The following is a 26,326-nucleotide window of genomic DNA, read 5'->3' as shown; positions in this document are numbered from 1 at the left end:
ATTACGATGATTGGACTCGAGGTATTGCTGTTTATGATGCCGATTGTGCTGGCTGGAATGACGAATATGGGATGGGTGAAGCTGCCGATCGTGAAGCGGAACCGGGTGGCCATGGATGGCGGAAGGTGCTGGCGAGACGGCAAGCCGGTTTTCGGGGCGAACAAGACGTGGGCCGGATTTTGGGGGATGATCGTCTTCGCTGGTTTCTGGTTTGGCATGATGGGGATCGCCGCGGAGAATTGGGACTGGCTGAATCGACATTCCCTGCTTCCCTGGGATGAATTCTCTCCCGGTTCAGAATGGCTGTACGGGATGCTTTGGGGATTCGCTTACGTGTTGTTTGAGCTGCCTAACAGCTTTATCAAACGGCGGATAGATATTGCACCCGGTCAGAATGACAGGGGATTGAAAGGCCTCTTTTTTACAATGATGGATCAGGTGGATTCCGTGATCGGCTGTATCCTGGCCACCTATGTGTTCTACCATCCGTCCATCATGGAAGTTGTGCTGTTTCTGGTGATCGGCTCGCTCATTCATTATGTGGTGAATGTGCTGCTCTATGTGATGAAGCTGAAAAATCAGGCCAGGTAAAGCCGTCAGCAGGATAAAAATGTCTGTTTGTCGAACATATGGGTATCCAGATTTGTGTAAGGAGGAAGCGTTTATGTTTCGTTGCAATGCAGAACATACCGGTTATTATCCCTCAAAGGGTCCAAGGCTGGAACCCAAAATCAAGTGGCGATTTGCAGCGCGGGATAAGATCCGTTCCTCTCCCGTGGTACAAGAGGGCGTGGTCTACGCAGGCAGTCATGACCATCACCTCTATGCGATTGACGCGGAGACAGGACAGCAGAAATGGGCTTTTGAAACGAAGGGACCGATTGTCTCCACACCAGCGGTCACCCGTGAATGGGTTTATGTATACAGTGGAGACGGGGCATTATATGCGATTCGTTCATCCGATGGCGGTCTTCAGTGGACGTTTCAGACAGAGGGAACCGATCCGCCCAGAGATCCTGTAGATTACTGGCAGTCTTCTCCGACGCTGTATGAAGGCGTTCTCTATTTCGGCGCAGGAGATAGTACCTTCTATGCAGTCGATGCCCAAAGTGGTCAGTTGAAATGGAAGAAGCGACTCACGTTCCATGGCTATGCACATGATCATATCTCTCCGTTTTTGCACGCCACACCAGCGGTAAGACAGGGAGTGGTGTATGCAGGTCTGCAAGGTTATGATGTGGAGCACCAGTGTGAGCCGGGAAATGTCGTGGCCCTGGATGCCCAAACAGGAGAGCAGCGCTGGATTTCTCCGCTGCTACAAGCGGTAGATTCCGCCATTGTAGCCGATGAGCAGGCACTGTATGTCGGGATGCGGAGCTATGGTCTTGCTGCCCTGCATATCCAGGGCGGCGAACCGATTTGGAAGTGTGATCGTTTGCAGTATTTGATGTCCACGCCAGCGCTGCATGAGGGAACCCTGTATTCCGGCAGTTCGGATGATCATCTGCTGCTGGCTGTGGCGGCCGAAACGGGTCAGGTGAAGTGGAGCCTCGATACGATTGGCCCGGTGCATGCTTCCCCGGCGATGGATGGGGAAACGGTCTACGCCGCTTGTGGCAATCACTATTCGGAGGAGAACAAGGGAATCGTCTTTGCCGTCGATGCCGGAAGTGGAGAAAAGCTGTGGGAATATCAGACGGGAGATAATGTCTATGCCTCTCCGGCGGTGGAAGATGGTGTCCTGTATATCGGAAGCGATGACGGGTACCTGTATGCCCTGACAGAATCAAAATAATCAGATATAGCTGTTTCAGCCCGCTGCGTGCTCAGCGGGTTTTTTTGTACGAATAAATCATGGACATGCAAAGTGGATTAATTTTTTTCTGGCAGGTTGCAGTGCTTCCTCTGCGGGGGGCGTCTAACTTGTACACGATGAACGAACGTACAGGGGGAGGCTGCAACATGCAAGCACATGAAAAGATTCATCATCCACAGATCCAGACGCCCATCATTCAGATGGAAGCCGTCAGCAAAACCTATAGCGGGAGAAAGGCGTATCAGGCGCTAGACAACGTGAACCTGTCGATCGACAGGGAAAGCTTTACGATGATTATGGGGGCGTCCGGTTCGGGGAAATCAACGCTGCTCAATTGCGCGGCTGGACTTGATCGTCCAACAAGCGGATCGATCATCATCCAGGATGTTGCCATTCATCAATTGAAAGAGCCGCGATTAACGAAATTCAGACGCCAGCATATCGGATTTATTTTTCAGAGCTTCAATCTCGTGCAAGCGCTGACGGTATGGCACAATGTCCTGTTGCCGCAAAAACTGGCCGGACGAAGACCGAACAAACAAGTCGCGGTTGAACTGCTCAAACGAACGGGGCTGTATGACATCCGGCATAAAATGCCTTATGAGCTGTCTGGCGGTCAGCAGCAGCGCGCTGCCATCGTACGGGCACTGGCTTCTGGCGCAGACATGGTGTATGCCGATGAGCCGACAGGCGCGCTTGATCTGCGAACGGGCAAGGAAATCCTGACCATGCTGCGGGAGACGACGGTAAGGGAAGGCAAAACGGTGCTGATGGTGACGCATGATGTCAATGCGGCAGCTTATGCGGATCGGGTTATCATTTTGGCAGACGGTCGGGTCCAGGAAGATCTCAGGCATCCATCCGCTCAGCAGGTTGCGAGCACGATGATGGAAGTGACTCAGCCATGATCCATTTATCCTGGTCGTTTATCCGGCATCGGTATCGGCTGTATGCGGGAACGTTGTTGACGGTCATCTGTGCCTCTATGCTGATGTCAAGCTGCTTGCTTCTGATGTTTTCTGCGATATTTGGTGATAAAGGACCGACGAGGTTTCAACAGGCCGATTATCTTATTGCTCATCCGAGAACGGTCGTGGCCGAGTTGGGAGAAGACCGGGAGACCGATGACATTCCTGTTATTCCCCCTTTGTCCAGAGAAGAGATAACAGAGATTGAGCGAATGCTGCCCGGGTATTCGTTGTATCTGGATCTGACTTTTTATGCGCAGCTGCTGGATCAACAGGGAAACCTGCTGCTGAATCAAGGCAAGTATCGGACATTTGGACATACCTGGTCTTCTTATGCATTAACCGCAGATCGGCTCCAGGCAGGGAGACCGGTGCAGGCACCGGATGAGGTGGTGATCGATGCGGATTTGGCCCGGCAGAGCGGGTATCAGATTGGGGATCAGGTGGAGGTCCTGACAGCTGCAGGCATCCAGACTTATACCCTTGTGGGAATCGGAAAGGATGAAGGGGGACGGGCTCCATTTCAGGGGGCGATGTATTTCGATGCCAGCCATGCCTCTTTAGCCAATCAGGGTCTTCCTACTGCGATAGGTGTCAAGTTGAATGGCGCTTCGCCTTTGACGGAGGAACAGATCGAACGTATTGAAGAATCCATGCAGGTAAACGTATATGCGAATCAGTCCCGCATAAAGGCGGATTCGGCTGATGTTTCTCTGGATTATACAGGGGCGATTGCTGTATTTGGCACGATGGTTGGCCTCACCTTCTTTATTGCCATGTTTGTGCTGGCGAGCACCATTTCTTTTTCTGTGCAGCAGCGGTTTGGTGATATCGCGCTTCTGCGCACAATTGGGTCTACCACGGGTCAGGTGAAACGCATGCTGATCACCGAGACGATGCTATTGAGCAGTATCGGTGCAATCGGGGGCAGTTTGCTGGGGTCAGCAGGGGCTGCCTGGCTGAGGCAGATGTTCGTCGACATCGGAGCCATTCCATCGGAACTGACCCTGATATCGCCCAGGATGACGATCGGTATTGCATTCGGGGCGAGTCTGCTCATTTCGTTGCTCGCTGCTGCCGGGTCATCAGGGTCGGCAACGGGCATGGACATCCTGAAAACGGTCAAGGGTGAGGTGGAGCCTCCAGCGAAAAGCAGGTGGGTTCGCTATATGCTGGGCCTGATTTTCTTTGGCGGCGGGTTGGCAATCCTGATCTTTACACCGATGCAGGGCGGCATGGGCGTGGGCATGTCTTTCATCGTAATTGCACTGTGGCTCATTACGGCTTCGCTATGCGGGCCTATTCTGCTGGCGCTCCTCCATGCCGCCACGAGATGGCTGCTGGTGCTGGTTCCTGGTGCCGCGCTACCGCTTGCCATGGCCAATCTGAAGCGCAATCGCAGCCAACTGGTGAAGGTGGCAATTCCGCTTTCGATGCTGTTGGCGGTGAATGCGGTGATGTTGCTCACCAGCACTTGGTTGATGACATTGACTGAGGAGCATGCGGCCGAGCGAAGAGGCGGCGGGTATCAGATTCAGTTGGCCGGGGGACAAGGGATTCCGCTGCCATTTGTAGAACAAGTGATGAAACAGACGGAGATTCGTGGCGGGTATGCACTGGTTCGTTCCAGTGTCGTCGTTCAGAAAGGTTCCAATCTGGAAGAAATCAGCGCGGCCGGCCTTTACGAAAGCGGTGCCGTTCCATTGCTGAAGGTGGTATCGGGTTCCCTGCTGGATATAGAAAGTGCCGGCAAGATTGCCATCAGTGATGCCTGGTCCCGCAGTCTGAAGGTAGAGGTTCAGGATCGGTTGACCCTACGGCTGGCAGACGGAACGAAAGCAGAATTTGAGATAGGCGCCATTTTTCAACGCATGGAGGGCTTTGAAGAGATATTGCTGCCATGGCGTCCCCTGTATGCCCACTCGGATCAGCAACTGTTTCAGCAACTGCAGGTCTACCAGGCTCCTCATACGAGCGACAGCCAATTTCAGCAGGCGATCCGTCAGCTTGAGACAGATTGGCCGCCTCTGCACATCCGTGATTTCTCTGCGGTAGAGGGAGATCAGGATGAACAACGGGTGCAGCGAATGGCGCTCTATATCATGCTGGGAATATCCGTTCTCTTTACCTCCATTGCAGTCATGAATACACAGTTCATCGCCATGTTTGCCAGAGGGAAGGAAGTGCAGGATCTTCGTCTGGCTGGCGCGACTACCCAGCAGATTCGGCGCATGTTCAGATGGGAGAGTCTGTTGCTCACTTGGCTGGCGACGGTACTGGGTGTGGCGATGGTGGAAGCGGTGGTCATTCCATTCGGGCTCGAACAGGACGGACAATGGCGGTGGGGCTTTGATTCCAATCTCTATGTAGGGTTGATCGGATTCACGGTTATACTGTCCATGGTCTCAGGCTGGCTGGCTTCATTCGCGTTCATGCGCAGATCGGAAGCATGGACCAGATCGTAGTTGCAGCAACAGGTCGTCCATGAAGGGAGGGAGCGATTTCTGAATGACTTGGCATGTGTGCAAGCGGTACGGCAAGGGCAAACGGAGGCCTTTTCCCTGCTTGTAGATCGTTATCAGGGCATGGTATATCGGGTCTGTCTGAAGATGATCAAGGACCCGATTTCAGCAGAGGATGTGACACAGGACATTTTCATCAAGGCGTATGAATCGCTCGCCTCCTTTCGTGGTGACGCGCAATTCTCAACCTGGCTCTATACGATTACAGTGCGCAAGTGCCTCGACTGGCAACGGGCGCGGAGCCGTAATCGCGTGGATCTGATGACATCAGAGCAGGAGGGTGAGCGAACCTTCGCCGAGTCGGAAACACCAGAGGATCGATTCATGCGCATGGAACGAACGGAGAAGGTGAAGGAGGCTGTGCGTGCGTTGAAAGAGCCTTACCGGACGGTCGTTCGCCAGTATTATCTGGAAGAGCGCTCGTATCAGGAAATCAGTGAGCAGTCAGGCGTGCCGATCAAGACGATTGAATCTCAGTTGTATCGGGCCCGGAAGATGCTGAAGCAGAAAGGGGAGGAACTGGATGCATTGCGAGGAAATCGTGGATAAGGTGACAAGCGGCGCAGCGTTGGGAGCAGATGAAAGGGCGCATCTTCAGCAGTGTGCAGCTTGCACAGAGCTGGTGGAAGCGTTGCAGGAATCGCAGGACATCTGGCAAGCAGAGTCATCGATGGACGGGACCAAGGACGCTGTAAATGTGATGTCTCCGGTGATGCGCTCGATAATGGAGCAGGAAAAAGATGTTCCTTCCTTCGCCCATCATGTTCCGAAACGGGGGGCACGGATAGGGTTTCTGCTGCTGGCCTTGTTATTGTCCATCGGCATGGTGGAACTGCAGGTATTTCATCAGCTCGAAGAAATGACAGCCTGGAGCGATAGATGGTCGGGGTATGTAGAAGACTGGTTCGAACAACTGGGAGATTGGTTCTAAGGAGGAAAGGAACATGAAGAAAAAATATTTTGCGGCAACCTTGATCATGTCCGTGCTGCCGGGACTTGGGCATCTGTATTTGGGACTCATGAGACGGGGCATTCAGCTTATGATCAGTGCGTTTGCCAGTATTGCGTTTATCCCGGTCCTGCCGATGGTGTTTCCATTTGTCCTTGCGGTCATCTGGTTTTATTCCCTGTTTGATGCCTTAACGAGACGGAGCATTATTCAGCATTACCTCACTTATGTAGAGCAGCATAACCGGTCTGATGCGGAACGTCTGCCTTCATTGACCACGATCTCGCCTTATGCCTCGCTTGACGAAGAAGTATGGCTGATTCAGATGGCCAGAGGCCGCCGGGTGAGAGACGATGTCCTTGCAGGGGGAGTATTTATATTGGCAGGAGGGCTGCTGGCCACCAAAAGGCTGTACCCGCCAGTTTGGGAATGGTTGACCAGTACGGACGGTTCAAGCATGGTCTTGTCCATCGCCCTGATTGTCTTCGGTCTGTATCTCTTGCTGAGGAAACGAAGCGGACTGTCCTGATCCGGACAGGTCTTGCGAGAGGATAACAGCACTGGAAGTGTCTCTACAAACAAACCCAAATCTTGATAACCTTTCTGTTGTCACCTGTGCATCCTTATTTTATGATGAAGAAGGATACATAATGGCATCAGCAGGTACGATGAGATGAAAAAACAACGAAGATGGAGGAAAGATATGGGAATTGTAAGAGCAGCATTCAGTGCGTTAAGCGGAGGCTTGGCAGACCAATGGCTGGAAGTGATCGAGCCGCAGGAAATGACCGGTACAACCGTCGTCACCCCAGGGGTGAAAGTGAGGGCAAAGGATGCCCGCGATCGCAATCGCAAAGGAACAGATACGACCGTGTCCAACGGTTCGGTCATTCACGTGCATCCGAACCAATTCATGCTGCTACTGGATGGCGGCAAAATTGTGGATTACACCGCAGAAGCAGGCTATTACAAAGTGGACCAATCCTCCATGCCTTCCCTGTTTAATGGCGAGTTCGGTGAAGCATTGAAGGATACATTCAGCCGCATTCAGTTTGGCGGAGCATCTTCGAAGGCGCAGAAGGTATATTTTATCAACTTGCAGGAGATCAAGGGGATCAAGTTCGGCACACGCAATCCGGTCAACTATTTTGATCATTTTTATAATGCCGAGCTGTTTTTGCGAACCCATGGCACCTATTCCATTCGAATTGTTGATCCACTGAAGTTTTTTGCAGAAGCCATTCCAAGAAACCAGGCGCATGTAGAGATAGCAGACATTAACGAGCAGTACCTGAATGAATTTTTGACCGCGCTGCAGTCAGCGATCAACCGGATGTCCCAGGACGGTATCCGCATTTCTCATGTCACCTCGAAGAGTGTGGAGCTGGCCCGATACATGGCCGATGTGCTGGATACAGACTGGAGTCAACTGAGGGGAATGGAAGTACAGGCAGTGGGCATCAACAGCATTTCCTATGACGAGCAGTCGCAGCAACTCATTCATATGAGAAACCAGGGCGCGATGCTGCAGGACCCTTCCATTCGGGATGGCTATGTGCAGGGTTCGATCGCCAGAGGACTGGAATCGGCAGGCTCGAATGAGGCGGGTGCCATGACCGGATTTATGGGTGTCGGCATGGGCATGCAGGGAGCAGGTACATTTATGCAAGGAGTCTCTGCAACGAACCGGGAGGCGATGCAGCAACAGCAAGCGCAACAGGCCCGTCAGGCATCGGGCTCACCAGCCAAGGGCAAAACGCAGTCAGCCGAGACATGGACATGCAGCTGCGGCACTGACAATGAAGGGCGTTTCTGTACGGCGTGCGGACGTTCCAAACAAGAGAATCTGTCCGAGACGTGGAACTGTGCATGCGGTCATGAAAATGACGGCAAATTCTGCACGGATTGCGGAGCCAAGAAGCCGGAACGCCTGCAGTGTGACAAATGCGGCTTCACGCCGGCAGACACCTCGATTTCGTATAAATTTTGTCCGGAGTGCGGCGATCCATTCGATCAAGCGGACAGGGCCTCCTCGTAACGGGGAAGAGGAGGGGGAACTCATGAGTTCGGTGACCTATAAATGTCCCAATTGCGGTGGGCCTTTGTCGTTCAAGCCTGACCTGCAAAAATTGAAATGCGATTATTGTCTGAGTGAATATACAGAGCAGGAGGCCCGTGATTTTGCAGGCAAGCACGCAAAAGATGCGCTGTCAGAATCCGATGCGTCGGCTCATGCGGATGCTTCTTCGATCCAGCCTGCTTCAGATCCGCTCTCTACAACCTCTGCTGAAGCCGGGAGCACAGAGCAAGCATTTGAACAGCAGGCCAGGCTGTATCTCTGTGACAGCTGTGGGGCTGAAATTGTGACGGATGAGACGACCGCGGCTACGTTTTGCTATTACTGTCATAATCCGACCATTCTGCCGCGACAGCTCTCGGGGACCTTTCGCCCGCAGAAAGTGATCCCGTTTCAATTCAATCGGGAAGAGGCGACGCGTTCCTTCGTCAAATGGTGCCGGAGAAAGCCGCTTTTGTCCACTATCTTTACGAGTCACTCGGAACTGGAGAAGCTCTCGGGCATCTACGTCCCCTTTTGGCTGCATGACTGTGAAGTCCAGGGCAGCCTGATGGCAAAAGGCAAGAAGGTTCGGTCGTGGTCCAAAGGCGGATACCATTATACGGAAACGAAGCATTATCAGATAGCGCGTACGGGAACCGCCCGGTATTCCGGTGTGCCTGCGGATGGTTCGAAGAAGATGGATGATGCGATGATGAAGGTGCTGGAGCCTTATGACTACAAGGAATTGACTGATTTTTCGATGGCGTACCTGTCTGGCTATCTCGCGGAGAAATATGACGTTGGCAAGGACGAGGTGTTTCCTGGCGTCAGCCAGCGTGTACAGGACGATACGGACACCTTGCTGCGAGATACGATACAGGGCTACAGTCATGTACATACCGAACAGTCTCATATGGAAATGGAGCAGGTAACGTGTACGTATGTGCTCTTGCCCGTATGGATGTTCACCTATCAATTCAAGGGCAAAACCTATATGTTTGCGATGAACGGTCAGACAGGCAAAATCGCGGGCAGTTTGCCGATCAGCTGGAAACGTGCTGCAGCTTGGTTCGGAATCGTCACCGGCGTGTCCTTTGCGGCCCTGAGTACAGGAGGTGCATTCCTGTGGTAGAGATGCGCGGTATACGAATTCATCCTGTCCGCATACTGGTTCTTATCACCATCCTCCTGATGCTGCTTCCTTCCTCTGTGCTGATGGCGACAGAGGAAGTCTTAGACGAGAAGGCTCGTCTCATCGATGACGCAAACTTATTTGCACAGAGCGATGCGAAGAAACTTGAAAGCGAAATCGTACAGCTCAGCGAGCGGATACAGCTGGATGTCGTCGTCGTGACTACGGATGACAATGCGGGCAAGACCTCACGGGCCTATGCAGATGATCTGTATGATCAGGGCGGATATGGGTTCGGCCCCGAGTATGATGGTCTGCTCCTGCTTATCAACATGGATGACAGAGAGATTTACATCTCCACCAGCGGTCAGGCGATTCGGTACTTGACCGATGCCCGAATAGACCGCCTGCTCGATCAGCTCTATACCTATATGCAGGATGCCCGTTACACAGAAGGGGTTCAGGCTTTTGTGCAGCAGCTTGCCTCCATGGTGGCAGCAGGGGTACCTTCCGGTCAGTATGAAGCCCCCGAGCAAGCCGAAACGCCGCTCCTCTACAAATTGCTGCTCTATGCCGGCATTTCCATCGTAATCGGGCTGATCGTGGTTGGCATCATGGCCAGCAGCAACAAGGGACAGATGACGACTACGCCAGGCACCTATCTGGACGCCCAATCATTCCGTCTGATCCATCAATCGGATCATCATTTTGATACGGATGTAAAACGGGTGAAGATAGAGACACAGACGGGAGGCGGAGCTGGCTCCACGACACACCACTCGGGCGGAGGTCGTAAACACGGCGGCGGGGGACGGAAATTCTAGCCGCTGATACTAGATGGGATTTTCAAGAGCATCGAATTCTGAATAGCTGCTTCGGACGCCGAAAGGCGTTCTTTTTTTATGAATGAATGAGATACAAACGATTGCATTATGTACAGAAATACGACATACTGGATCTAATAAATGAAAGCGCTACCTTTATTTTGTGACAGGGGGAATTCAGATGAGGAAGAACAGGCGAATGTATCTACTGGCAGCCATTGTGCTGGTGTGTGCGGCAGGAATCACGGCATTGTTGTGGATGGATCGCAGTGACAGGGACGAGCAAGTCAACGGTCAACGGAACGGCGATCAGACAAAAGTGATGGAAGACACACCAAGCCGGGAAATCGAGATGATTTCGTCCGATAACGGCATCCGTATAGAACTGGAGGAGGGGACTCTAACCTATGAGGTGAGAAGTCCGGAAACGCTTCGGGTGCATTTTGTGCCAAAGGGGGCTGAAATGCAGGATTCGCTATTGCTCAAACCGGAAGACGAGCAAGACGGGTTTAGAGAGGATGGGGAGGACTTCGAGGTCACAGTGAATCTCGATGCGCAGCCGATGAAGATCAGCACCAGCGAGATGACAGTGGAGATTGATCCGAAGACGTATCGGTATTCCGTCTATGACCATTCGGACAAGCTGCTGGTTCAGGACGGGGGATCAGAGGTCTTTTCCGCAGATGCCTTTCAGCTGGCGTATGAAGGGGAGGATGCCTTTTATGGATTCAAGGGATACAGCGCCTCCGATTCCTCTGATGACCTGCTGCTTCGTGACGGCGGGGGATATATTACGGCCGGGCAACAGGGAGGAGCGGGCGCCCCGTTTATGTGGAGCACGGACGGATATGGGGTACTGGTCGATACCATCAGCGGCTCCATCTGGATGAAGGAAGGGGCGATAGAGATAGACCGATTGTCTGAGCCCGATCTGGAATATTTCATCCTCGTGGGTGATCCGAACAAGATCATGGAGCAAACAGCCGCTTTGACAGGTACGTACCCGATGTTTCCCAAGTGGGCAATGGGCTTCTTTAACTTTGAATGGGGAATTGATCAGACGGAACTGGTCCAACTGGTGGATACATATCGCGAGAAGAACATTCCGATCGACAGCTTTACGCTGGACTTTGACTGGAAAGCCTGGGGAGAGGATCAGTACGGAGAATTTCGATGGAATGAAGAAAAATTCCCGGACGGCAGTTCAGGCAAGCTGAAAGAGATGATGGATGCGCGCGGAATCAAGCTGACCGGCATCTTGAAACCACGCATTCATGCCCTGACGGAACAGGGAAAGTACGCGGAAGAGAACGGATTCTGGTGGCCCAATAAAAGTATGTACAAGGATTATTTCTCACGCCGAAACGTGAATGATGTCAACTTTGCGTTGCCTGAGGTGCGGGAATGGTTCTGGACGCATACGAAGCCGGCCTTTGAGACCGGACTTGTCGGCTGGTGGAATGATGAAGCTGATGTGGGTTATGACAACGTACAGTTTATGAACATGCAGCGGGCGATGTATGACGGTCAGCGGCGGGATAGTGAGCTGCGCGTATGGTCGATTAACCGCAACTTTTATCTAGGCTCTCAGCGTTATGCGTATGGACTATGGTCCGGAGATATTGAGACTGGCTTCAAGAGTATGGCTGAGCAGAGAGAGAGAATGTTGTCCGCCATCAATGTCGGTGCGATGAAATGGGGGATGGATACGGGCGGCTTTAAAGGCACTCCGCAGCCTGAAAACTACGCGCGTTGGATGCAGTTCAGTGCTTTTACCCCGATCTTCCGCGTGCATGGCGAGCAGGATGAACAGCGGCAGCCTTGGGTGTATGGCGAGCAGGCTGAGAAAGTGGCCTCCGCAGCGATCCGACTAAGATATGAGCTGATTCCTTACATCTATGCCTATGAGCGACAGGCGTATGAGACGGGATTGGGGCTGGTGAAGCCGTTGTTGTTTGATTATCCGGATGATCCGAATGTCCGGAATCGGGTCGATGCCTGGATGTTTGGTGATTATTTGCTCGTGTCTCCAGTGGTAGAGCAGGGACAGGAAAGCAAGTTGATTTATTTGCCGGAAGGAACCTGGATTGATTATTTCAGAGGGGATCGTTACGAGGGCGGACAGGAAATGGCCTATGCGCTGGATGCACAAAGCTGGGAAGATATCCCGCTGTTTATTAAAGAAGGCGCCATTATTCCTACTCAACCGGTGATGAACTACGTAGGGGAGCAAGCCGTGGAACAGTTGAACATTGACCTGTTCCCGGCGCAACAGACGACGACGTTCGAGTTGTATGATGATGATGGACGTACGTACGATTACGAGGACAAGGCTTATTCCAGGCAGCAGATCGAGTTGACGGGCCATACCGAAGGTGTCCAGATCAAACTGAATCATCCCGATCCTGACGGGACATATACGCCAAGCTACAGCCATATCTTGCTACAAGTACACGGTGTCCATGCGGATGCGGTGGAGATGAATGGTGAGCAGCTGGACCAAGTGTCGGAGGAACAGTTGGAGAAGGCAGGCATGGCTTGGGCAAAGGCAGAAGATACGTATGGAGAGGTGACCTTCATCCGGGTAGAAGCAGGAAGTCAGATGGATCTGACCTTAACGGTGTCTCCATAAGCAATGGTGCCAAATGGCGTTCTGTCCGGTTCACCCACATCTAGCAAAAAAACTCCGGTTTAATCCGGAGTTTTTTTGTGTAATTGGATCGGAGTTCATGTGCAAACAGGCATGAAATGAGAACAGGATGCTGAAAATAAAGAAATCAGGCATTGTACCAGGTGTTCAGGTGTCAGGAGACAGATTTGATCAGCATATTCGCCATGCGCTACAATAGGTGTATCTTGTATACAAGTACAAATGCAAGTGAAATCAAGTGAAGTGAAGTGTAAGTTTCGGTTAGGTCAAAGTGACATTCAGGTTCGTATGGAGAGACTGTAGGTGCGCAGCATTGTCAGGCCGCATGGGAACACGGGAAATAAGGAAACAAGAATCAGTAAACAGGAATGAAGGAAGCAGAAGTTAAGGAAGCAGAAGTTAAGGGAAAAGAAAAGGGAGTGGATGAAAATGAAAGCTTTGCAGCTGGCAGACAAAGGGCTCTGGAAAGAGATGAAGATAGAAGAGATGGAACAGCCAACCCCTGGGCGGGGAGAGATACTGGTCAAGGTTCGGGCTGTAGGCTTGAATCCGGTCGATTACAAGACGGCGACCGGAGGAAACCCGAACTGGACGTACCCGCATGTGCTTGGGCTAGATGTAGCTGGTGAGGTTGCGGGACTTGGAGAAGGGGTGTCCCAATGGGAAATGGGAGATCGTATCGTTTACCACGGGGATTTGACTCGTCAAGGCGGTTATGCCCAATTTGCGCTTGTGCCCGCTCATATGGTGTCCCGTATTCCGGACGCCATTCCATTTGAAGACGCTGCGGCTATTCCGACGGCGGGCTATACCGCCTATCAATGCTTGTTCCGTAAATTGCCCTTTGATTTGGTCGAAACCGTGCTCATTCATGCCGGAGCAGGCGGCGTGGGAGGATTTGCTGTGCAAATGGCCAAGCAAGCCGGCAAAACCGTGATTTCCACCGCGTCCGCACACAATCATGAATATGTGAAATCACTGGGGGCGGATCATGTCATTGACTATGCGCAGGAAGATTTCGTGGCTCGGGTGTTGGAGCTGACTGACGGCCGGGGGGTGGATGCGGTCGTGGATACGGTCAGCAGGCAAAATGCCACAGATTCGCTGGATGCAATTGCGTATATGGGCCATATCGTATACATTGCAGGAGCGCCGGACTTTACGAAGCTAAAGGCGTTCTCCAAGGTCGTGTCCTATCACGAAATCGCTCTCGGTGCCGTCTATCAGTCCGGTGATGAACGAGCGGAGCGGGATCTCGCAGTGATGGGTGATGAAATGCTGGCGATGATGGAGGCTGGCAAGCTCTCTGCCATGCTGCAAGAAGTGGTCGATCTGAATGAAGTACCGCAGGCGCTCACCCGATTGTCTGAACGGCATGTAAAAGGCAAGATCGTAGCCAGGGTGGCGCATTAATAAGAATGCTCCAGCCTAATTCCGATTAGAAAGATGAATCCATATCACACGTGATAGATCGATTGGATCTATCAGATAGATGAGACAGATGAGACAGTCTGAACGCACACACAGAAATCTGAACGCACACATAGAAAAGGGATGCCCGATAGGAGGGCATCCCTTTTCTGCGAATGTTTCTTTCTCTAGGATCTTTACGGTATAGCTAGCTATACCGTGAGACCTATACCGCCATGATATTCGTCGAAACGGCTACCACGATATGTGCGGCTATTCACGCATCGACAGGGTGCTGATTCATTTTATTGCTGTCGCCCAGCGACAAGGTTATGCAGGTTCTTTTTGCCTCAGGACGGCTGTGAGCACGATTGCGCCGACCACCATCACGGCACCGATCCAAGGGGTATGAATGAGACCAATGGAATCGACGATAAGCCCGCCAGTAAAGGAGCCAATGGCGATCCCCAGATTAAAGGCTGCAATATTGAACGCGGAGGCTACATTGACCGCCGAGGGCACGTATTTTTCTGCCAGATTGACAACCAGCAATTGCAGACCGGGTACGTTCATGAAGGCAAAGGCGCCCATGAGGAATATAACCAGCAGGCCAACAAACTTGAAGGGTGCAGCAAAAGTCAGCATGACCAAGATGACGGCTTGAAATACAAACATCCAGAACAAGGCTCGCAGCGGGTTGCGATTCGAGGCTTTACCCCCGATTACATTCCCGACGGCTACCGCAATTCCGTACAGGAGCAAGATGATGCTGACCCAGCGGGAACTGAATCCGGTCACATCCTCAAGCAATGGCGTCAAATAAGTGAAAGCAACGAAGGTTCCGCCATATCCGAGTGCGGTAATGGCGAAGGCCAGCAGCAGTCTGGAGCTGCGCAGCACACTTAGCTGCTCGCTTAATGTGGATGGCGCATCTTCCTTCAGATTGCGCGGCACGAGAATGGCGCTGGCGATCATGCCGATGACCCCGAGCAAGGCGACACCCCAGAAGGTGGCTCTCCAGCCGAACATTTGACCGATAAAGGTCCCGAGTGGGACGCCTGTAACCGTAGCAACGGTTAATCCGGTAAACATAAAAGCGATCGCACTGGCCCGTTTATCTGCCGGGACGACACTGGCTGCGATCGTCGAGCCGATAGAGAAGAAGATACCGTGTGAAAAGGCTGTAATGATGCGGGCGATAAGCAGCAGAGAAAAAGAAGTCGAAACAGCAGAAATGACGTTTCCGACAATAAAGATGAGCATGAGAGCCATCAACAGCGTTTTTCGTTTCATACGGCTGGATAAGGCCGTCAGGATGGGCGCCCCGAATGCGACACCCATCGCATAGCCGGAAATCAGCAAGCCAGCCAGCGTAATGGAAATACCGAGATCGTCTGATATGGTGGAAAGCAGACCGACGGGAACGAACTCTGTGGTCCCGATGCCGAAGGCGCTGATGGCAAGTGCGAGGAGAGCAGGAATGCCTCCTTTTGTTTTCGTTTGATCTATGGGTGTAGCGGTATGCATGATAAATGCCTCCTTGTATATGAAATCGGTCAGATCATGCAGCCGTTTCTCTGAATCGAGGTACGCTGTACGACTGCGAGATTGATTATCCCTCATACCAGAATAAAAAAATAGTACGCACTTTCTAGTAAGACAGGTTACCTGCAGGTAAGAATTAAGGCGCTGCAAGGCAAAATATCATGTATTCTCGTTTATTTGTTTAAAAGCGACGCGTTGTGTTTAAGTTCTTTAAATAGTCGATCAAATCATAGGAGGAGATCAACCATGCAACCAGGTTTAACCGATCAAGTTGTACTCATTACCGGGGGAGGAGCAGGTCTCGGACAGGCAGCGGCAATCGAAGCAGCCAAGCGAGGAGCGAAGCTTTCACTCGTGGATGTCAATCAAGACGCGCTGGAGGAAAGCAAGCGTCTGATTTTGGAGGAAAATCATGACACGGAAGTGCTGCTGTTGAAAGCAGACGTGTCGGATGAAGAAGCAGTCAAAAAGTATGTGAAGGATACGGTCGACCATTTTGGTCGGATTGATGGATTTTTCAATAATGCAGGCATTGAAGGCAAACAGAATCTGACTGAAGACTATGATAGTGAGATGTTTTCAAAAGTTATCGACATCAATCTGAAAGGTGTCTTCTATGGCATGAAGCACGTGCTGCCGATTATGAAAAAGCAGGAGCGTGGTTATATTGTCAATACGTCCTCGGTAGGCGGCATTCGGGCCGTGATGAATCAGGTGGCGTACGGGGCAAGCAAGCATGCCGTAGCGGGTATGACCAAAGATGCGGCGATCGAATACGCGGCAAAAGGCATCAGCGTCAATGCGATTGCTCCCGGGGCGATCTTGACTGATATGGTTCGCGGTTCTTTCAAGCAGATTGACCCGGATAACTGGGAGCAGGCGGCGGAAGAATTCGTGCAGGAAAATCCGGCGAAACGATTGGGTAAGCCTGAAGAGGTCGCCAGCCTGGTCGCCTATCTGCTGTCGGGTGAGGCACCATTCATTAACGGAGCCATTATCCCTATTGACGGTGGTCAATCAGCCAAATACTGAGGTTCGATGGAGATCGCGCTTTGCCGCCATTTTACGATGGGGTAGAGGGCGATTTTCGCTGTTTTTTTTGGACAATTGGGGATAAAACCCACCCAACTAACACAAGATGATGAAAAAAAGTGGTTCGATGTGGGCAAGGAATGGGTATACAGGATAGAAGGACGCGTATGTACATAGAGGAATCGTCGGGGAGGAACGTCATGGAGCTGTTGAAAAAAGCCTGGCAATATATAGGCGACAACATGGATCGCTTTCTGGATGCCTTGCAGATTCATGTTTTGCTTAGTGTCATCGCGCTGGTGGTGGCGATTTTGATTTGCGTGCCTTTCGGGATTTTGTGTGCCAAATATCAGCGCATTTCAGGCGTCGTCATGAATACGTTCAATTCATTGCGTGTGATTCCGAGCCTCGCTGTTCTGATTCTGGTGATGCCTTTTCTCGGAACCGGATTTACGCCGGCGCTGGTCGCTTTGACGATTTTGGCCTGTCCACCTATTTTGATCAATACGTTTCTGGCTTTCAGAGGCATTGATGCGTCCATTTTGGAAGCGGCATCGGCAATGGGCATGGACAGCCGGGAGAGACTGAGAAAGGTGGAGTTCCCGCTGGCTCTTCCGCTCACCATTGCCGGTATTCGGACGGCGGCGGTAGAAGTAGTGGCGAGTGCCACGCTTGCGGCTTTTATCGGCGGGGGAGGACTGGGTACCTTTATCATAAATGGCCTGGGGATGTACAATTTCTCCATGCTGCTTGTCGGTGCGGTGCCGGTGGCGCTGCTGGCCATTAGTTCAGAGGTGCTATTTGCTGGACTGGAGCGTGTCTTCACACGTTACCAGCGGGATTAAGGAAGATCAATCAGAAGATCAAATTTACAACAAAAAAGAAGATAACAAGGATGGGGTTGAAGAAATGAATATTAGTAGCAAGAAAACGTCCAATCGAATGAACAAGAGCCGTCTGGTCTTGCTGGCGGTCGTCATGTTGATGACAGTGATCCTTTCCGCATGTGGAAATGGCAACGACAATGCAAACGGAGAAGGAGACAAGCCGACCCTGGCGATCGGCTCGAAAAACTTCACAGAGTCCCTGATTCTGGGTGAAATGTATGCCTTGGCACTGGAGAATGCAGGCTATGGCGTTAATCGCAAGTTGAACCTGGGCGGGACGCTGATTGCGCATGAGTCCTTGAAGAGCGGCGATATTGATATGTATCCCGAATATACCGGAACGGGGCTAATCAACGTGCTGGAGGAAGAACCAAAATCCGATGCACAGGAAGTGTATGATCTCGTTGCAGAAGGCTATAAGGAAAAGTTCAATCTGATCTGGCTGGAATCGACCAATGCCAACGACTCACAGGGTCTGGTCACGACACGCAAAATTGCAGAGGAATACGATCTCTATACGATTTCCAAGCTGGCTGAGCTGGCCCCACAACTTAGAATGGCTGCTGTTCCGGAATTTGAAGAGCGTCAGGATGGGCTGAAGGGACTGAAGGAGCATTATGGCGGCATGGATTTCGAGAGCATCAAGCTGTATGATTACGGCATTAAATACCGTGTTATTCTGGATGAGGAAGCGGATGTAACGGTCGGGTTTACGACGGACGGGGACTTGACCAATGAAGATTTGGTGCTGCTGGAGGATGACAAGTCATTCTGGCCGCCGTACTATGTGGCTCCGGTCATTCGCGGAGAAGTGCTGGAAGGGAATCCGGAAGTAGCGGATGTCCTGAACGAAGTGTCTGCCTTGTTGGATAATGAGAAGATGATGGCACTGAATGCGCAGGTCGATATTGAGAAAAAGGAATATGCCGATGTGGCCAAGCAGTTTTTGATTGAGGAAGGTATTCTGTCGGAATAATGTCGGAAACAGCATTCGAACGGCATCATACGGTTGAAGGCGCAGCATGGCTTTCCTTTCCAGACAAAGGCAAGCCTTGTGTGCGTGGCAGGGAAGACAGAGGAAAGGGACGAACGCCATGGGTGAGTATGCGATTGAATTTGAACAAGTCAGTAAAACGTTTCCCCATGCTGCTGAGCCAGCGGTGCATGAAACGAGCTTAAACATTGCAGAAGGCAGCTTTATTACGATTCTCGGGGCTTCCGGTTCCGGAAAAACGACCTTGCTTAAAATGGTCAATCGCATCCATGAGCCGACCTCTGGCCGCATCCGCGTGCAAGGACAGGATATTACTTCGCTGCCTGTGAAGAACCTGCGCAGGAAAATCGGATATGTGATCCAGCAAATCGGTCTGTTTCCACATATGACTGTCGAGCAGAATATTGCCACGGTACCGAAGATACTCGGATGGAACGCCGGGAAAATCAGGGAAAGGGTGGCTGAGCTGCTCGAATTGGTACATTTGCCTGCCGAGTTTCGTGACCGCTACCCAAGGCAGCTGTCTGGCGGACAGCAGCAGCGGGTTGGAATTGCAAGGGCCATGGCAGGTGATGCCTCGATCATGTTGATGGATGAGCCGTTCGGGGCGCTTGATGCTATCACACGGGCCAGCTTGCAGGATGAGCTGATTGATATCCAGCGAAAGCTGAACAAAACGATTTTGTTCGTGACGCATGATATCGATGAAGCGATGAAGCTGGGCGATCAGATCGTGATCATGAACGAAGGGCGCATTCAGCAGTATGGCACTCCGCTGGAGATTCTGACAGAGCCGGCGAATGATTTTGTGCGCCAGCTGGTGCACGCCGATGATGTGTTTCAGCGTCTGGAACTGATGGAGGCACAGCGAATGATGGTGCCAGTGAGGCAGGCTTCCGGGGAGATCGGGCATACCGTTTACACGACAGACAGTTTGAAAAAGGTGTTGTCGTGCTTGTTGCAGAGCGATGGGGAACAAGTCGGGGTCAGGAACGAGGATGATGAGCTGGTGGGTACGATTGGCTTTGAGCAATTGAAAGTACTGGACGGTCGTATACATGAACCGATAGAAAGCAGGTGAGGGCATGCTGGACTATTTGCTGAATCATTATGATCGCCTGCTTTCCCTGACATGGGAACATATCCAGCTCACGGCGGCTTCGCTGGGGCTAGCGATGCTGATTGCCCTTCCGGCCGGGATGCTGCTGTCTCGCTGGAGGTGGCTGTCTGTGCCGATTCTGTCTGTGCTTGGCGTGCTGTATGCCATACCCAGCATCGCGTTGTTCGCCTTGCTGATCCCGATTGCCGGGCTTGGCACGAAGCCGGCCATTATTGCACTGGTGGCATACAGTCAGCTGATTTTGGTGCGCAATGTCATGGTAGGCTTTCAGTCGGTGGACCCGGCAGTTGTGGAAGCTGGCAAGGGCATGGGGCTCAGTTCGCTGCAACTATTCTGGAAGATCGAGCTGCCGTTAGCACTGCCTGTCATTTTGGGAGGCATTCGTATTGCAGTGATCTCCATTATCGGCATTGCCAGTATAGCAGCCTGGATTAACGCGGGGGGATTGGGCGTCGTGTTATTCGAAGGTTTGTATCAGAATTCTTTTCCCAAGATCGTCTGGGGAACGGTGTTTGTATCCTTGCTGGCGATCTTGTCCAATCAGGCGGTTCTGTGGTTTGAGAAACGCGCTGCATTACGAGCGAAGGGGGAACGTCGCTCCTAAATCCCTCCGTCCGATGGCGGCGATCAGTGATATCGGATTTTCAGAATGAGGATGGTCATGGCCAGACCGAAGGTGACCAGATTGGCCAGGATAATCGGGATGTCCACGGTATACAGACCGTAGATCAGCCACAGAAACACGCCCACCGTAAACAGCGTGTACATATGCAAGGAGATGCCATCCGTGTTTTTTTCGCGGATGGTTTTTAACGTTTGGGGCAAAAAAGCAATGGTTGTCAAAAAAGCAGCAACCGAACCAATTATGGTGACTAAATTCATCGTAGGTTCCTCCATTACACTATCTTCTTTATTTCACTCTTCACTCTTCTCTCTCTTATCTGTAAGCAACATATCATACTACAGGCTGAAAAAACAACTGCACAATCGGCAGCAGACAAACGAAATTGGGGGTCATGGATATACAGGATGATATCGGGAAAAACATGGAGCAAATCTGGGATTCAGCCTCTGTATGTAGAGGCGGTATGTACAAGGTGGTACGATCAAGATGATGAGATAGTCAACGGCTCGATGTAACCGCACAGAAGACGAACTGAAATCGATCTAAAGCTGATCAAACCTGATTTAAAATTAGTCAAAAAAGTATCGAAGCAGCCGTATCAAAACCGATTAGAAAGGATGTGCAGGCAAGCATGGGAAAGCAACCAAATGTTTTGTTTCTCATGATGGATGACACGCAGAAGGACTGTCTGGGTTGTTATCAGGGAGGAGGGGAGGTGCTCACGCCTCATCTCAATGCACTGGCCGCTGAAGGCGTGCGATTTGAACGCGCCTATTGCTCCTCTACGGTATGTACACCTTCCAGGTATACGTTTATGACAGGTCATTATGCAGGACGCAACACAGACCCGGTCTTTTTGAAAGACAATCCACCTGGAGATATGAGCAACATCCATTTCAATGTCGTGTTGAATGAGCAGACACCGAATCTGATGAGCGTCTTGAAGGACAATGGCTATCAGACAGGCTATGTTGGCAAGTGGCATTGTGGAAGAAGTCTGGCGGACATAGGCGCTCCCTCTTTTTCAGCAGATGAGGATCCGAGAGATCCTGAGACCGACCAGAAGGTCAGACAGCTGCAACGCATCCTGCAGCACGAGTTGAAGTGCACTTTGCAGGTTGATCATGCACGCAGTCTCGTGTGGGGCAATGTGGATGAAATGCCGCTCGATCAATTAAAGGCGCATCATCTGGAATGGATGACTCAGGGAGCGCTGGAAGTGATCGATTCGCTGGATGCAGACAAGCCCTTTGCACTCTATATGGCCACATCTTCCTTTCACGGTCCTTCGCATGATGAATCGCTGGATCAAGACCCCTGCCTAACGTGGAGTGGTTATGATCCCGCAATGAAGTCTGTAGGGGAAGAAAGAAGGGCAATCAAGGAAACATTGAAGGCAAGAGGCATGGCAATTGATCATCGTCGTGTAGGCGCATACTGGACCGATCTGCAATTCGGGAAAGTCATGCAAAGGCTCGAGGAAAAAGGGCTGCTGGATCATACAATCATTGTGTATGCCTCAGATCACAACGTAGAACCAGGAAAAGCAAGCTGTTATGAATTCGGAACACGTATCCCGCTGTTGATACGCTGGCCGGACGGATTTGGCAAAGGGCAGGTTTCTCATGATCTGGTGCAAAATATCGATCTGGTGCCCACCTTGCTGCGAACCTGCGGAGTGGAAGCGCCGCGAGATATGGTGCTGGACGGGAAGGATATTCGATCCATTCTGAACGGGGAGGATCGCCACGACAGCCTGTATTTCGAGATGGGTTTTCTGCGCGCCGTCCTGAAGGATGACATGAAATACATTGCCCTTCGGTATCCAAAGTCCATAACGGAGGCCGTCAAAGCGGGATCTCTTCATGTCCTGCCGAACCATCTCGATATGTCTGAGCAGCACCAGCCGTATGTAACGATGGATGTCTATCGGCATGCGCTTGATTCTGACCAATTGTATGATCTTAGCCAAGATCCCGCCGAACAGCACAATCTGGCTGATGATCCTGCTTATGCAGAGAAACGGGAGGAGCTTCAATTGGCGTTGCAGCGTTATGTGGGGCAATTTAGACTGCATCCGTATGATCTGAAGGATCGAGAGATTTTTTCGCTGGATGCATATGACAGGGCTAAATCCCGTCTACAGGCAAGGGGGCTGGAGCCTGTACCGTGGTGGACGCAGGAAGACAGTGAGGAGGCCCGGCAGCGAATACCCAAGGTATTGAAAGGATGACATAAATGGAAAACCGCTCACCCCTGTCCTGCATGCAAGTGATGCAGGATGGAGGCAGAGCGGTTTGTTGATTATACGATCCGAACGACACTTACCCAGGATGCGATAGCCTGGAAGAGGTCAGGCTGTCCGAGAATGGATGGGGTAAGCAGCACTGAGGCAGGTCCGCCAAGGTTAGTGGTAGACTGATTGCGGAGCGTCAGGATTTCGCCTGCTTTCGCTTCTACAGCAATGGCGCCGGTTGGCACGCCAACGTCCACAGGTTCAACATTTGGAACACCGGACGGGGCAATCGGGTCTTCGCCTCTAAATAACGTAGCAACCACATCATTTACAGTACCTGTGGACCCTTCCGGCCGCAGGTTGAAGGACCACTGGAACAAGTATCTGCCATCCGTGTTAATACGGAACGTTCCGGCAATCGGGTCTGCCGTAATGTCTGTCGTGGCGGTTCCATTTGGATTGACCGACGTATAAGTGAAAATCTCGTTGGGTCCGAACGCAATGGCCTCCGTATCGGAATACACGACGAGCAGCAGGGAGTCTAATCCCGGTCCCGGCGGTCCAACCGGTCCTTCAGGGCCCTGCGGACCTGTTCCGCCTGCAGCGCCGGTTGATCCGCGAGGTCCGCGAGGTCCGCGTGACCCCTGAGACCCGGGTGATCCATTGCTTCCGGCAGGCCCTTGGGGTCCACGAGGTCCGCGAGGTCCTGGCTTGCAGATCCCGCTCTTTCTTTTCTTGTGTTTGCTTTTTGCGCAGCAGGTGCAGATAAACAATTGTCCACGCTTATGACGGCGTTTTTTCTGCAAATGCGGCTTTTGACCGCACGTACATGTGTCTTTGATCATGAACGGAACTCCTCTCTGTCAAGTTGGAATGACGCCTTCAAGCGCAGCCACCCGAGTGAAGATTGACATTTCTCTCACCTTTATTTATGATGATGATAATCATTATCAATTGTTCGATAGATTCATGATTCAATGCCTGTGTTCCGATTCGCAAAATTTGTGGACGAACATGACAATATAGAAGCATGAGGACGTGGAAGGGAGAAATGGTGATGTTGGAACTGGTTGTGCGATCCCCGTTTGATCACTGGATCAGCTGCATGTGTTCAAATTGTGAGACAAGAAGACTTTTTCATTTCGAAGAAGGGGATCGAGTGACCTTCACGAACAAAAGAGAATATCATGAAGAACAGGGATGGATGATGCAGGTCATTGTCAATGAGCAATATGCGATGTTTATCGCGATGGACGATCTCCAAGCCTATCATCAGCAAAAATGGATGGCCTCTCAAATGGATATCGAGCTGGAAATGAACTACCTGACCTTTAAGATTGATGAGGCACTGGCACAGCGTTCTGATGATTCCTTCCGGCAGTGGTCCGAGCAATATCGAGCGTTGCAGCACCTGTATCAGCAGCTTGTCGTATAGGAATCGTACAGGAAGTGGCAGCCTCTCCGAGAACGAGACGATGCCCATGTAGCCATCTAGCCTGCTAGCCGATGCGCACGATGTTTACCCAGGAGCCAATTCCGGCAAATAGCGTGCCTCCGCCTTCGGACGTAACGGCTGGCTCAACCTGTACGGCTAGGGAGTTGGTCGGAACAATATTGGTTTCATTGACGAAGCGAAACAGGGTGTTCTGCGTAGCCAGCACGGCGATGCTGCCTGGAACGGCTCGCAAGACATTCGGCAGTACGTTTGGAATGCCGGTGATGGCAATACGCTGATCTTCCTGGAACAGGGAGACAATCAGATTCGCTGCTTCGGTATTGGTATTTCGGATGTCAAAGGACCAGTTAATTAAATAAGCTCCGGTATTTAAGATCGTGAAGGTTCCCGCAGACAAATCCGGTGAGACGTCTGTATCTGTCGAGCCGTTGGGATTAATATCGGTATAGCGGAAGTTCGTGTCACCGGGTACGACTTGCGTTTCCTGACCGGAAAAGCTGACCAGCTCCGTGCCGCTTGTGGTCGGTCCAACTGGTCCCTGATTTCCAACTGGCCCCTGAGGTCCTGTCGCTCCGGTAGCGCCCCGCGGGCCTCTTAAACCGCGTGGTCCTTGCGATCCTGGTGGTCCTGCCGTACCTGCCGGTCCTCGCTGACCGGGCAATCCTCGTGGTCCCCGCGGACATTTGTTCGGACAGGGTCTTTTCTTTTTCTTCATGACTTTTCTTCTTTTTCCGTGACACGTGCAGGGATGAACCCGATCCGTGAACATAATGAAAACTCCTTTCACTTATTTCTTTTTTTTCCTTTTCACATTTCTTATTACCTTTTTCCTGTTTCTGTTCTTGTTTCTGTTCCTCTTCCTCTAACCTCTAACTTTTTTATCTTTCCTATTTGCGGTTCACTTCCATAGATCTTTGATCTTCATTATTTTCCCATATTACTTTGTTAGCCGACACGAATAACGCAAACCCAGGCACCAATTCCCGGAAACAACTGTGGAGGTGCAATAATGGCAGGGGTAATCGCGACATTCGTATCTCCGAGATTGGGGCTGCTGGATTGATTGCGCATCGTAATGATATCTCCGACAGATGTTTTCACGGCAATACTGCCATTGGCGGTGCCGATCGCGCCGCTGACGACATTCGGCACACCTGACAACGCCTGATTGACGTTATTCTGTACCAGTGTGGCGATGATGCTGGCTGCCTCGTTTTCTGTATTTTCCAGGTTAAAGGACCAAATGAACAGATATCGGCCAGCTGTGTTGACCGTGAACGTTCCGTTATTCAGATCTACTGTCAGATCGGCTCCAACAGTTCCATTGGTGTTGACATCGGTGTAGGTAAACGTGGCCCCGGCCGCGACAGGGAGGACATCACTGGAGGAATAGCTGACTAACAGAGCGGAGTTAAATGCGGGTCCCGGATCTCCCTGTGGCCCCTGCTGTCCAACCGGTCCGGTTGCCCCTGTGGACCCGGCCGCTCCTCTAGGTCCCGAATTGCCTCTTGCACCGGATGTACCATTCGGTCCGTTTGGTCCGGCAGGCCCCTGAGGTCCTCTTGGCCCCCTGGGTCCGACTTTGCATGTTGACTTCTTTCGCTTGCATGTGCATGTGACAAGGCTGGACGATGACGTCCAGTTAGCGGAAGGTCCGTACGTGCGTTTGGCTGGTTTGGTCATACACGTGCAAACCACAGTCGCATGCTTTCTCATCCGGCGCTTCAAGGGACGTCTGATTATCTTCCCGCATGTACGGGTATCCTCGATCATATCTATAACTCCTCTCCTTGAGTATGGGATATCATATGAGAAATGCGGACAGCCCGTATAGACCAACGCGGTCGGCGAATGAAAATGGGATAGCTGCGGCATTATCCAATGCGCACGATGTTGACATAAGCGCCGATCGCTTCGAATAGCTCCGGCTGACCAAGTGTAGATGGCGTGATCAGAACGGGGACGGCGACCGCGTTGATATGCTCCCCTTTGAGTAGACACCTGAAATAACAAAATTCAGGACTACTCAAAGGGGAGCTTTTTTATGGGAAGAAGACGAATCAGTTATGACAAGAAAATGGAAGCTGTAGAGAAATACAAA

Annotated in this window: 24 protein-coding genes; 19 read left to right on the top strand and 5 right to left on the bottom strand. The window is 51.6% G+C overall.

Annotated features, from left to right (window positions below; translation table 11 throughout):
* Positions 1–6: 6 nt before the first annotated feature.
* The 12 genes from ACFSUC_RS11055 (at position 7) to ACFSUC_RS11000 (ending at position 14,333) form a co-directional block, all read left to right on the top strand.
* On the top strand, positions 7–591 hold the full coding sequence (locus ACFSUC_RS11055) for a CDP-archaeol synthase (RefSeq protein WP_379929657.1): 585 nt from the start codon (positions 7–9) through the stop codon (positions 589–591).
* A gap of 73 nt (positions 592–664) precedes the next feature.
* Positions 665–1,795 carry an outer membrane protein assembly factor BamB family protein gene (locus ACFSUC_RS11050; protein ID WP_379929656.1) on the top strand — a complete coding sequence of 377 codons (1,131 nt, stop codon included), beginning with the start codon at positions 665–667 and terminating at the stop codon, positions 1,793–1,795.
* Between the two features lie 167 nt (positions 1,796–1,962).
* A complete protein-coding gene (locus ACFSUC_RS11045) occupies positions 1,963–2,724 on the top strand; it encodes an ABC transporter ATP-binding protein (RefSeq protein ID WP_379929655.1) in 762 nt (253 codons plus the stop codon).
* Positions 2,721–5,249, top strand: coding sequence for an FtsX-like permease family protein (locus ACFSUC_RS11040; RefSeq protein ID WP_379929653.1), 2,529 nt, complete (start codon positions 2,721–2,723; stop codon positions 5,247–5,249). The genes ACFSUC_RS11045 and ACFSUC_RS11040 overlap by 4 nt, the downstream gene beginning before the upstream one ends.
* On the top strand, positions 5,250–5,855 hold the full coding sequence (locus tag ACFSUC_RS11035) for an RNA polymerase sigma factor (RefSeq protein ID WP_379929652.1): 606 nt from the start codon (positions 5,250–5,252) through the stop codon (positions 5,853–5,855). It abuts the gene before it with no gap.
* Positions 5,830–6,237 carry a hypothetical protein gene (locus tag ACFSUC_RS11030; protein ID WP_379929651.1) on the top strand — a complete coding sequence of 136 codons (408 nt, stop codon included), beginning with the start codon at positions 5,830–5,832 and terminating at the stop codon, positions 6,235–6,237. The genes ACFSUC_RS11035 and ACFSUC_RS11030 overlap by 26 nt, the downstream gene beginning before the upstream one ends.
* Before the next feature lie 13 nt (positions 6,238–6,250).
* Positions 6,251–6,784, top strand: a complete 534-nt coding sequence (locus ACFSUC_RS11025) for a hypothetical protein (RefSeq protein ID WP_379929650.1) — start codon at positions 6,251–6,253, stop codon at positions 6,782–6,784.
* Positions 6,785–6,958: 174 nt separating this feature from the next.
* Complete coding sequence (locus tag ACFSUC_RS11020; RefSeq protein ID WP_379929649.1) at positions 6,959–8,293, top strand: SPFH domain-containing protein; 1,335 nt, start codon at positions 6,959–6,961, stop codon at positions 8,291–8,293.
* Between the two features lie 22 nt (positions 8,294–8,315).
* Complete coding sequence (locus ACFSUC_RS11015; RefSeq protein WP_379929647.1) at positions 8,316–9,446, top strand: hypothetical protein; 1,131 nt, start codon at positions 8,316–8,318, stop codon at positions 9,444–9,446.
* A gap of 2 nt (positions 9,447–9,448) precedes the next feature.
* Positions 9,449–10,270: a TPM domain-containing protein gene (locus tag ACFSUC_RS11010; protein ID WP_379929755.1), complete on the top strand. Its 822-nt coding sequence runs from the start codon at positions 9,449–9,451 to the stop codon at positions 10,268–10,270.
* Positions 10,271–10,451: 181 nt separating this feature from the next.
* Positions 10,452–12,902, top strand: coding sequence for a glycoside hydrolase family 31 protein (locus tag ACFSUC_RS11005; protein ID WP_379929646.1), 2,451 nt, complete (start codon positions 10,452–10,454; stop codon positions 12,900–12,902).
* A 447-nt stretch (positions 12,903–13,349) separates the two neighbouring features.
* Positions 13,350–14,333, top strand: a complete 984-nt coding sequence (locus ACFSUC_RS11000) for a zinc-binding dehydrogenase (protein ID WP_379929645.1) — start codon at positions 13,350–13,352, stop codon at positions 14,331–14,333.
* Positions 14,334–14,660: 327 nt separating this feature from the next.
* On the opposite strand, the gene ACFSUC_RS10995 is transcribed toward ACFSUC_RS11000, so the two are convergent.
* Positions 14,661–15,857, bottom strand: a complete 1,197-nt coding sequence (locus ACFSUC_RS10995) for an MFS transporter (protein ID WP_379929644.1) — start codon at positions 15,855–15,857, stop codon at positions 14,661–14,663.
* 264 nt (positions 15,858–16,121) lie between these two features.
* On the opposite strand from ACFSUC_RS10995, the gene ACFSUC_RS10990 reads away from it, so the two are divergent.
* From ACFSUC_RS10990 to ACFSUC_RS10970, 5 genes are all read left to right on the top strand, one after another.
* Positions 16,122–16,907, top strand: coding sequence for a glucose 1-dehydrogenase (locus ACFSUC_RS10990; RefSeq protein WP_379929642.1), 786 nt, complete (start codon positions 16,122–16,124; stop codon positions 16,905–16,907).
* Between the two features lie 200 nt (positions 16,908–17,107).
* Entirely contained in the window at positions 17,108–17,752 is a 645-nt protein-coding gene (locus tag ACFSUC_RS10985) for an ABC transporter permease (RefSeq protein WP_379929641.1), read from the top strand.
* Positions 17,753–17,816: 64 nt separating this feature from the next.
* Positions 17,817–18,770, top strand: coding sequence for an ABC transporter substrate-binding protein (locus ACFSUC_RS10980; RefSeq protein ID WP_379929639.1), 954 nt, complete (start codon positions 17,817–17,819; stop codon positions 18,768–18,770).
* Between the two features lie 118 nt (positions 18,771–18,888).
* Entirely contained in the window at positions 18,889–19,869 is a 981-nt protein-coding gene (locus tag ACFSUC_RS10975) for an ABC transporter ATP-binding protein (protein WP_379929638.1), read from the top strand.
* Positions 19,870–19,873: 4 nt separating this feature from the next.
* On the top strand, positions 19,874–20,512 hold the full coding sequence (locus tag ACFSUC_RS10970; RefSeq protein WP_379929637.1) for an ABC transporter permease: 639 nt from the start codon (positions 19,874–19,876) through the stop codon (positions 20,510–20,512).
* Positions 20,513–20,535: 23 nt separating this feature from the next.
* Here ACFSUC_RS10970 and ACFSUC_RS10965 read toward each other — a convergent pair whose 3' ends face one another.
* Positions 20,536–20,790, bottom strand: coding sequence for a SemiSWEET transporter (locus tag ACFSUC_RS10965; RefSeq protein ID WP_379929636.1), 255 nt, complete (start codon positions 20,788–20,790; stop codon positions 20,536–20,538).
* 374 nt (positions 20,791–21,164) lie between these two features.
* Between ACFSUC_RS10965 and ACFSUC_RS10960 the strand changes: the two genes are divergently transcribed.
* Positions 21,165–22,766, top strand: a complete 1,602-nt coding sequence (locus ACFSUC_RS10960) for a sulfatase family protein (protein ID WP_379929635.1) — start codon at positions 21,165–21,167, stop codon at positions 22,764–22,766.
* Between the two features lie 71 nt (positions 22,767–22,837).
* Here ACFSUC_RS10960 and ACFSUC_RS10955 read toward each other — a convergent pair whose 3' ends face one another.
* Positions 22,838–23,614, bottom strand: coding sequence for a collagen-like triple helix repeat-containing protein (locus ACFSUC_RS10955; protein WP_379929634.1), 777 nt, complete (start codon positions 23,612–23,614; stop codon positions 22,838–22,840).
* 212 nt (positions 23,615–23,826) lie between these two features.
* Here ACFSUC_RS10955 and ACFSUC_RS10950 point away from each other — a divergent pair, with 212 nt between their 5' ends.
* The gene (locus ACFSUC_RS10950) at positions 23,827–24,204 is read left to right on the top strand and encodes a hypothetical protein (RefSeq protein WP_379929632.1); all 378 of its coding nucleotides are present in this window, start codon (positions 23,827–23,829) and stop codon (positions 24,202–24,204) included.
* Between the two features lie 64 nt (positions 24,205–24,268).
* Here the strand turns inward: ACFSUC_RS10950 and ACFSUC_RS10945 are convergent, their stop codons facing one another.
* Positions 24,269–24,940: a hypothetical protein gene (locus ACFSUC_RS10945; RefSeq protein WP_379929631.1), complete on the bottom strand. Its 672-nt coding sequence runs from the start codon at positions 24,938–24,940 to the stop codon at positions 24,269–24,271.
* Between the two features lie 230 nt (positions 24,941–25,170).
* On the bottom strand, positions 25,171–25,998 hold the full coding sequence (locus ACFSUC_RS10940; protein WP_379929629.1) for a collagen-like triple helix repeat-containing protein: 828 nt from the start codon (positions 25,996–25,998) through the stop codon (positions 25,171–25,173).
* Positions 25,999–26,326 lie beyond the last annotated feature (328 nt).

Origin of the sequence: Marinicrinis sediminis (assembly GCF_042685085.1) — a bacterium.
In the GTDB taxonomy this organism is placed as follows: domain Bacteria; phylum Bacillota; class Bacilli; order Paenibacillales; family KCTC-33676; genus Marinicrinis; species Marinicrinis sediminis.
The sequence above is the reverse complement of the archived record's forward strand: the minus strand, read 5'-3'. Positions and strand labels throughout refer to the sequence as shown.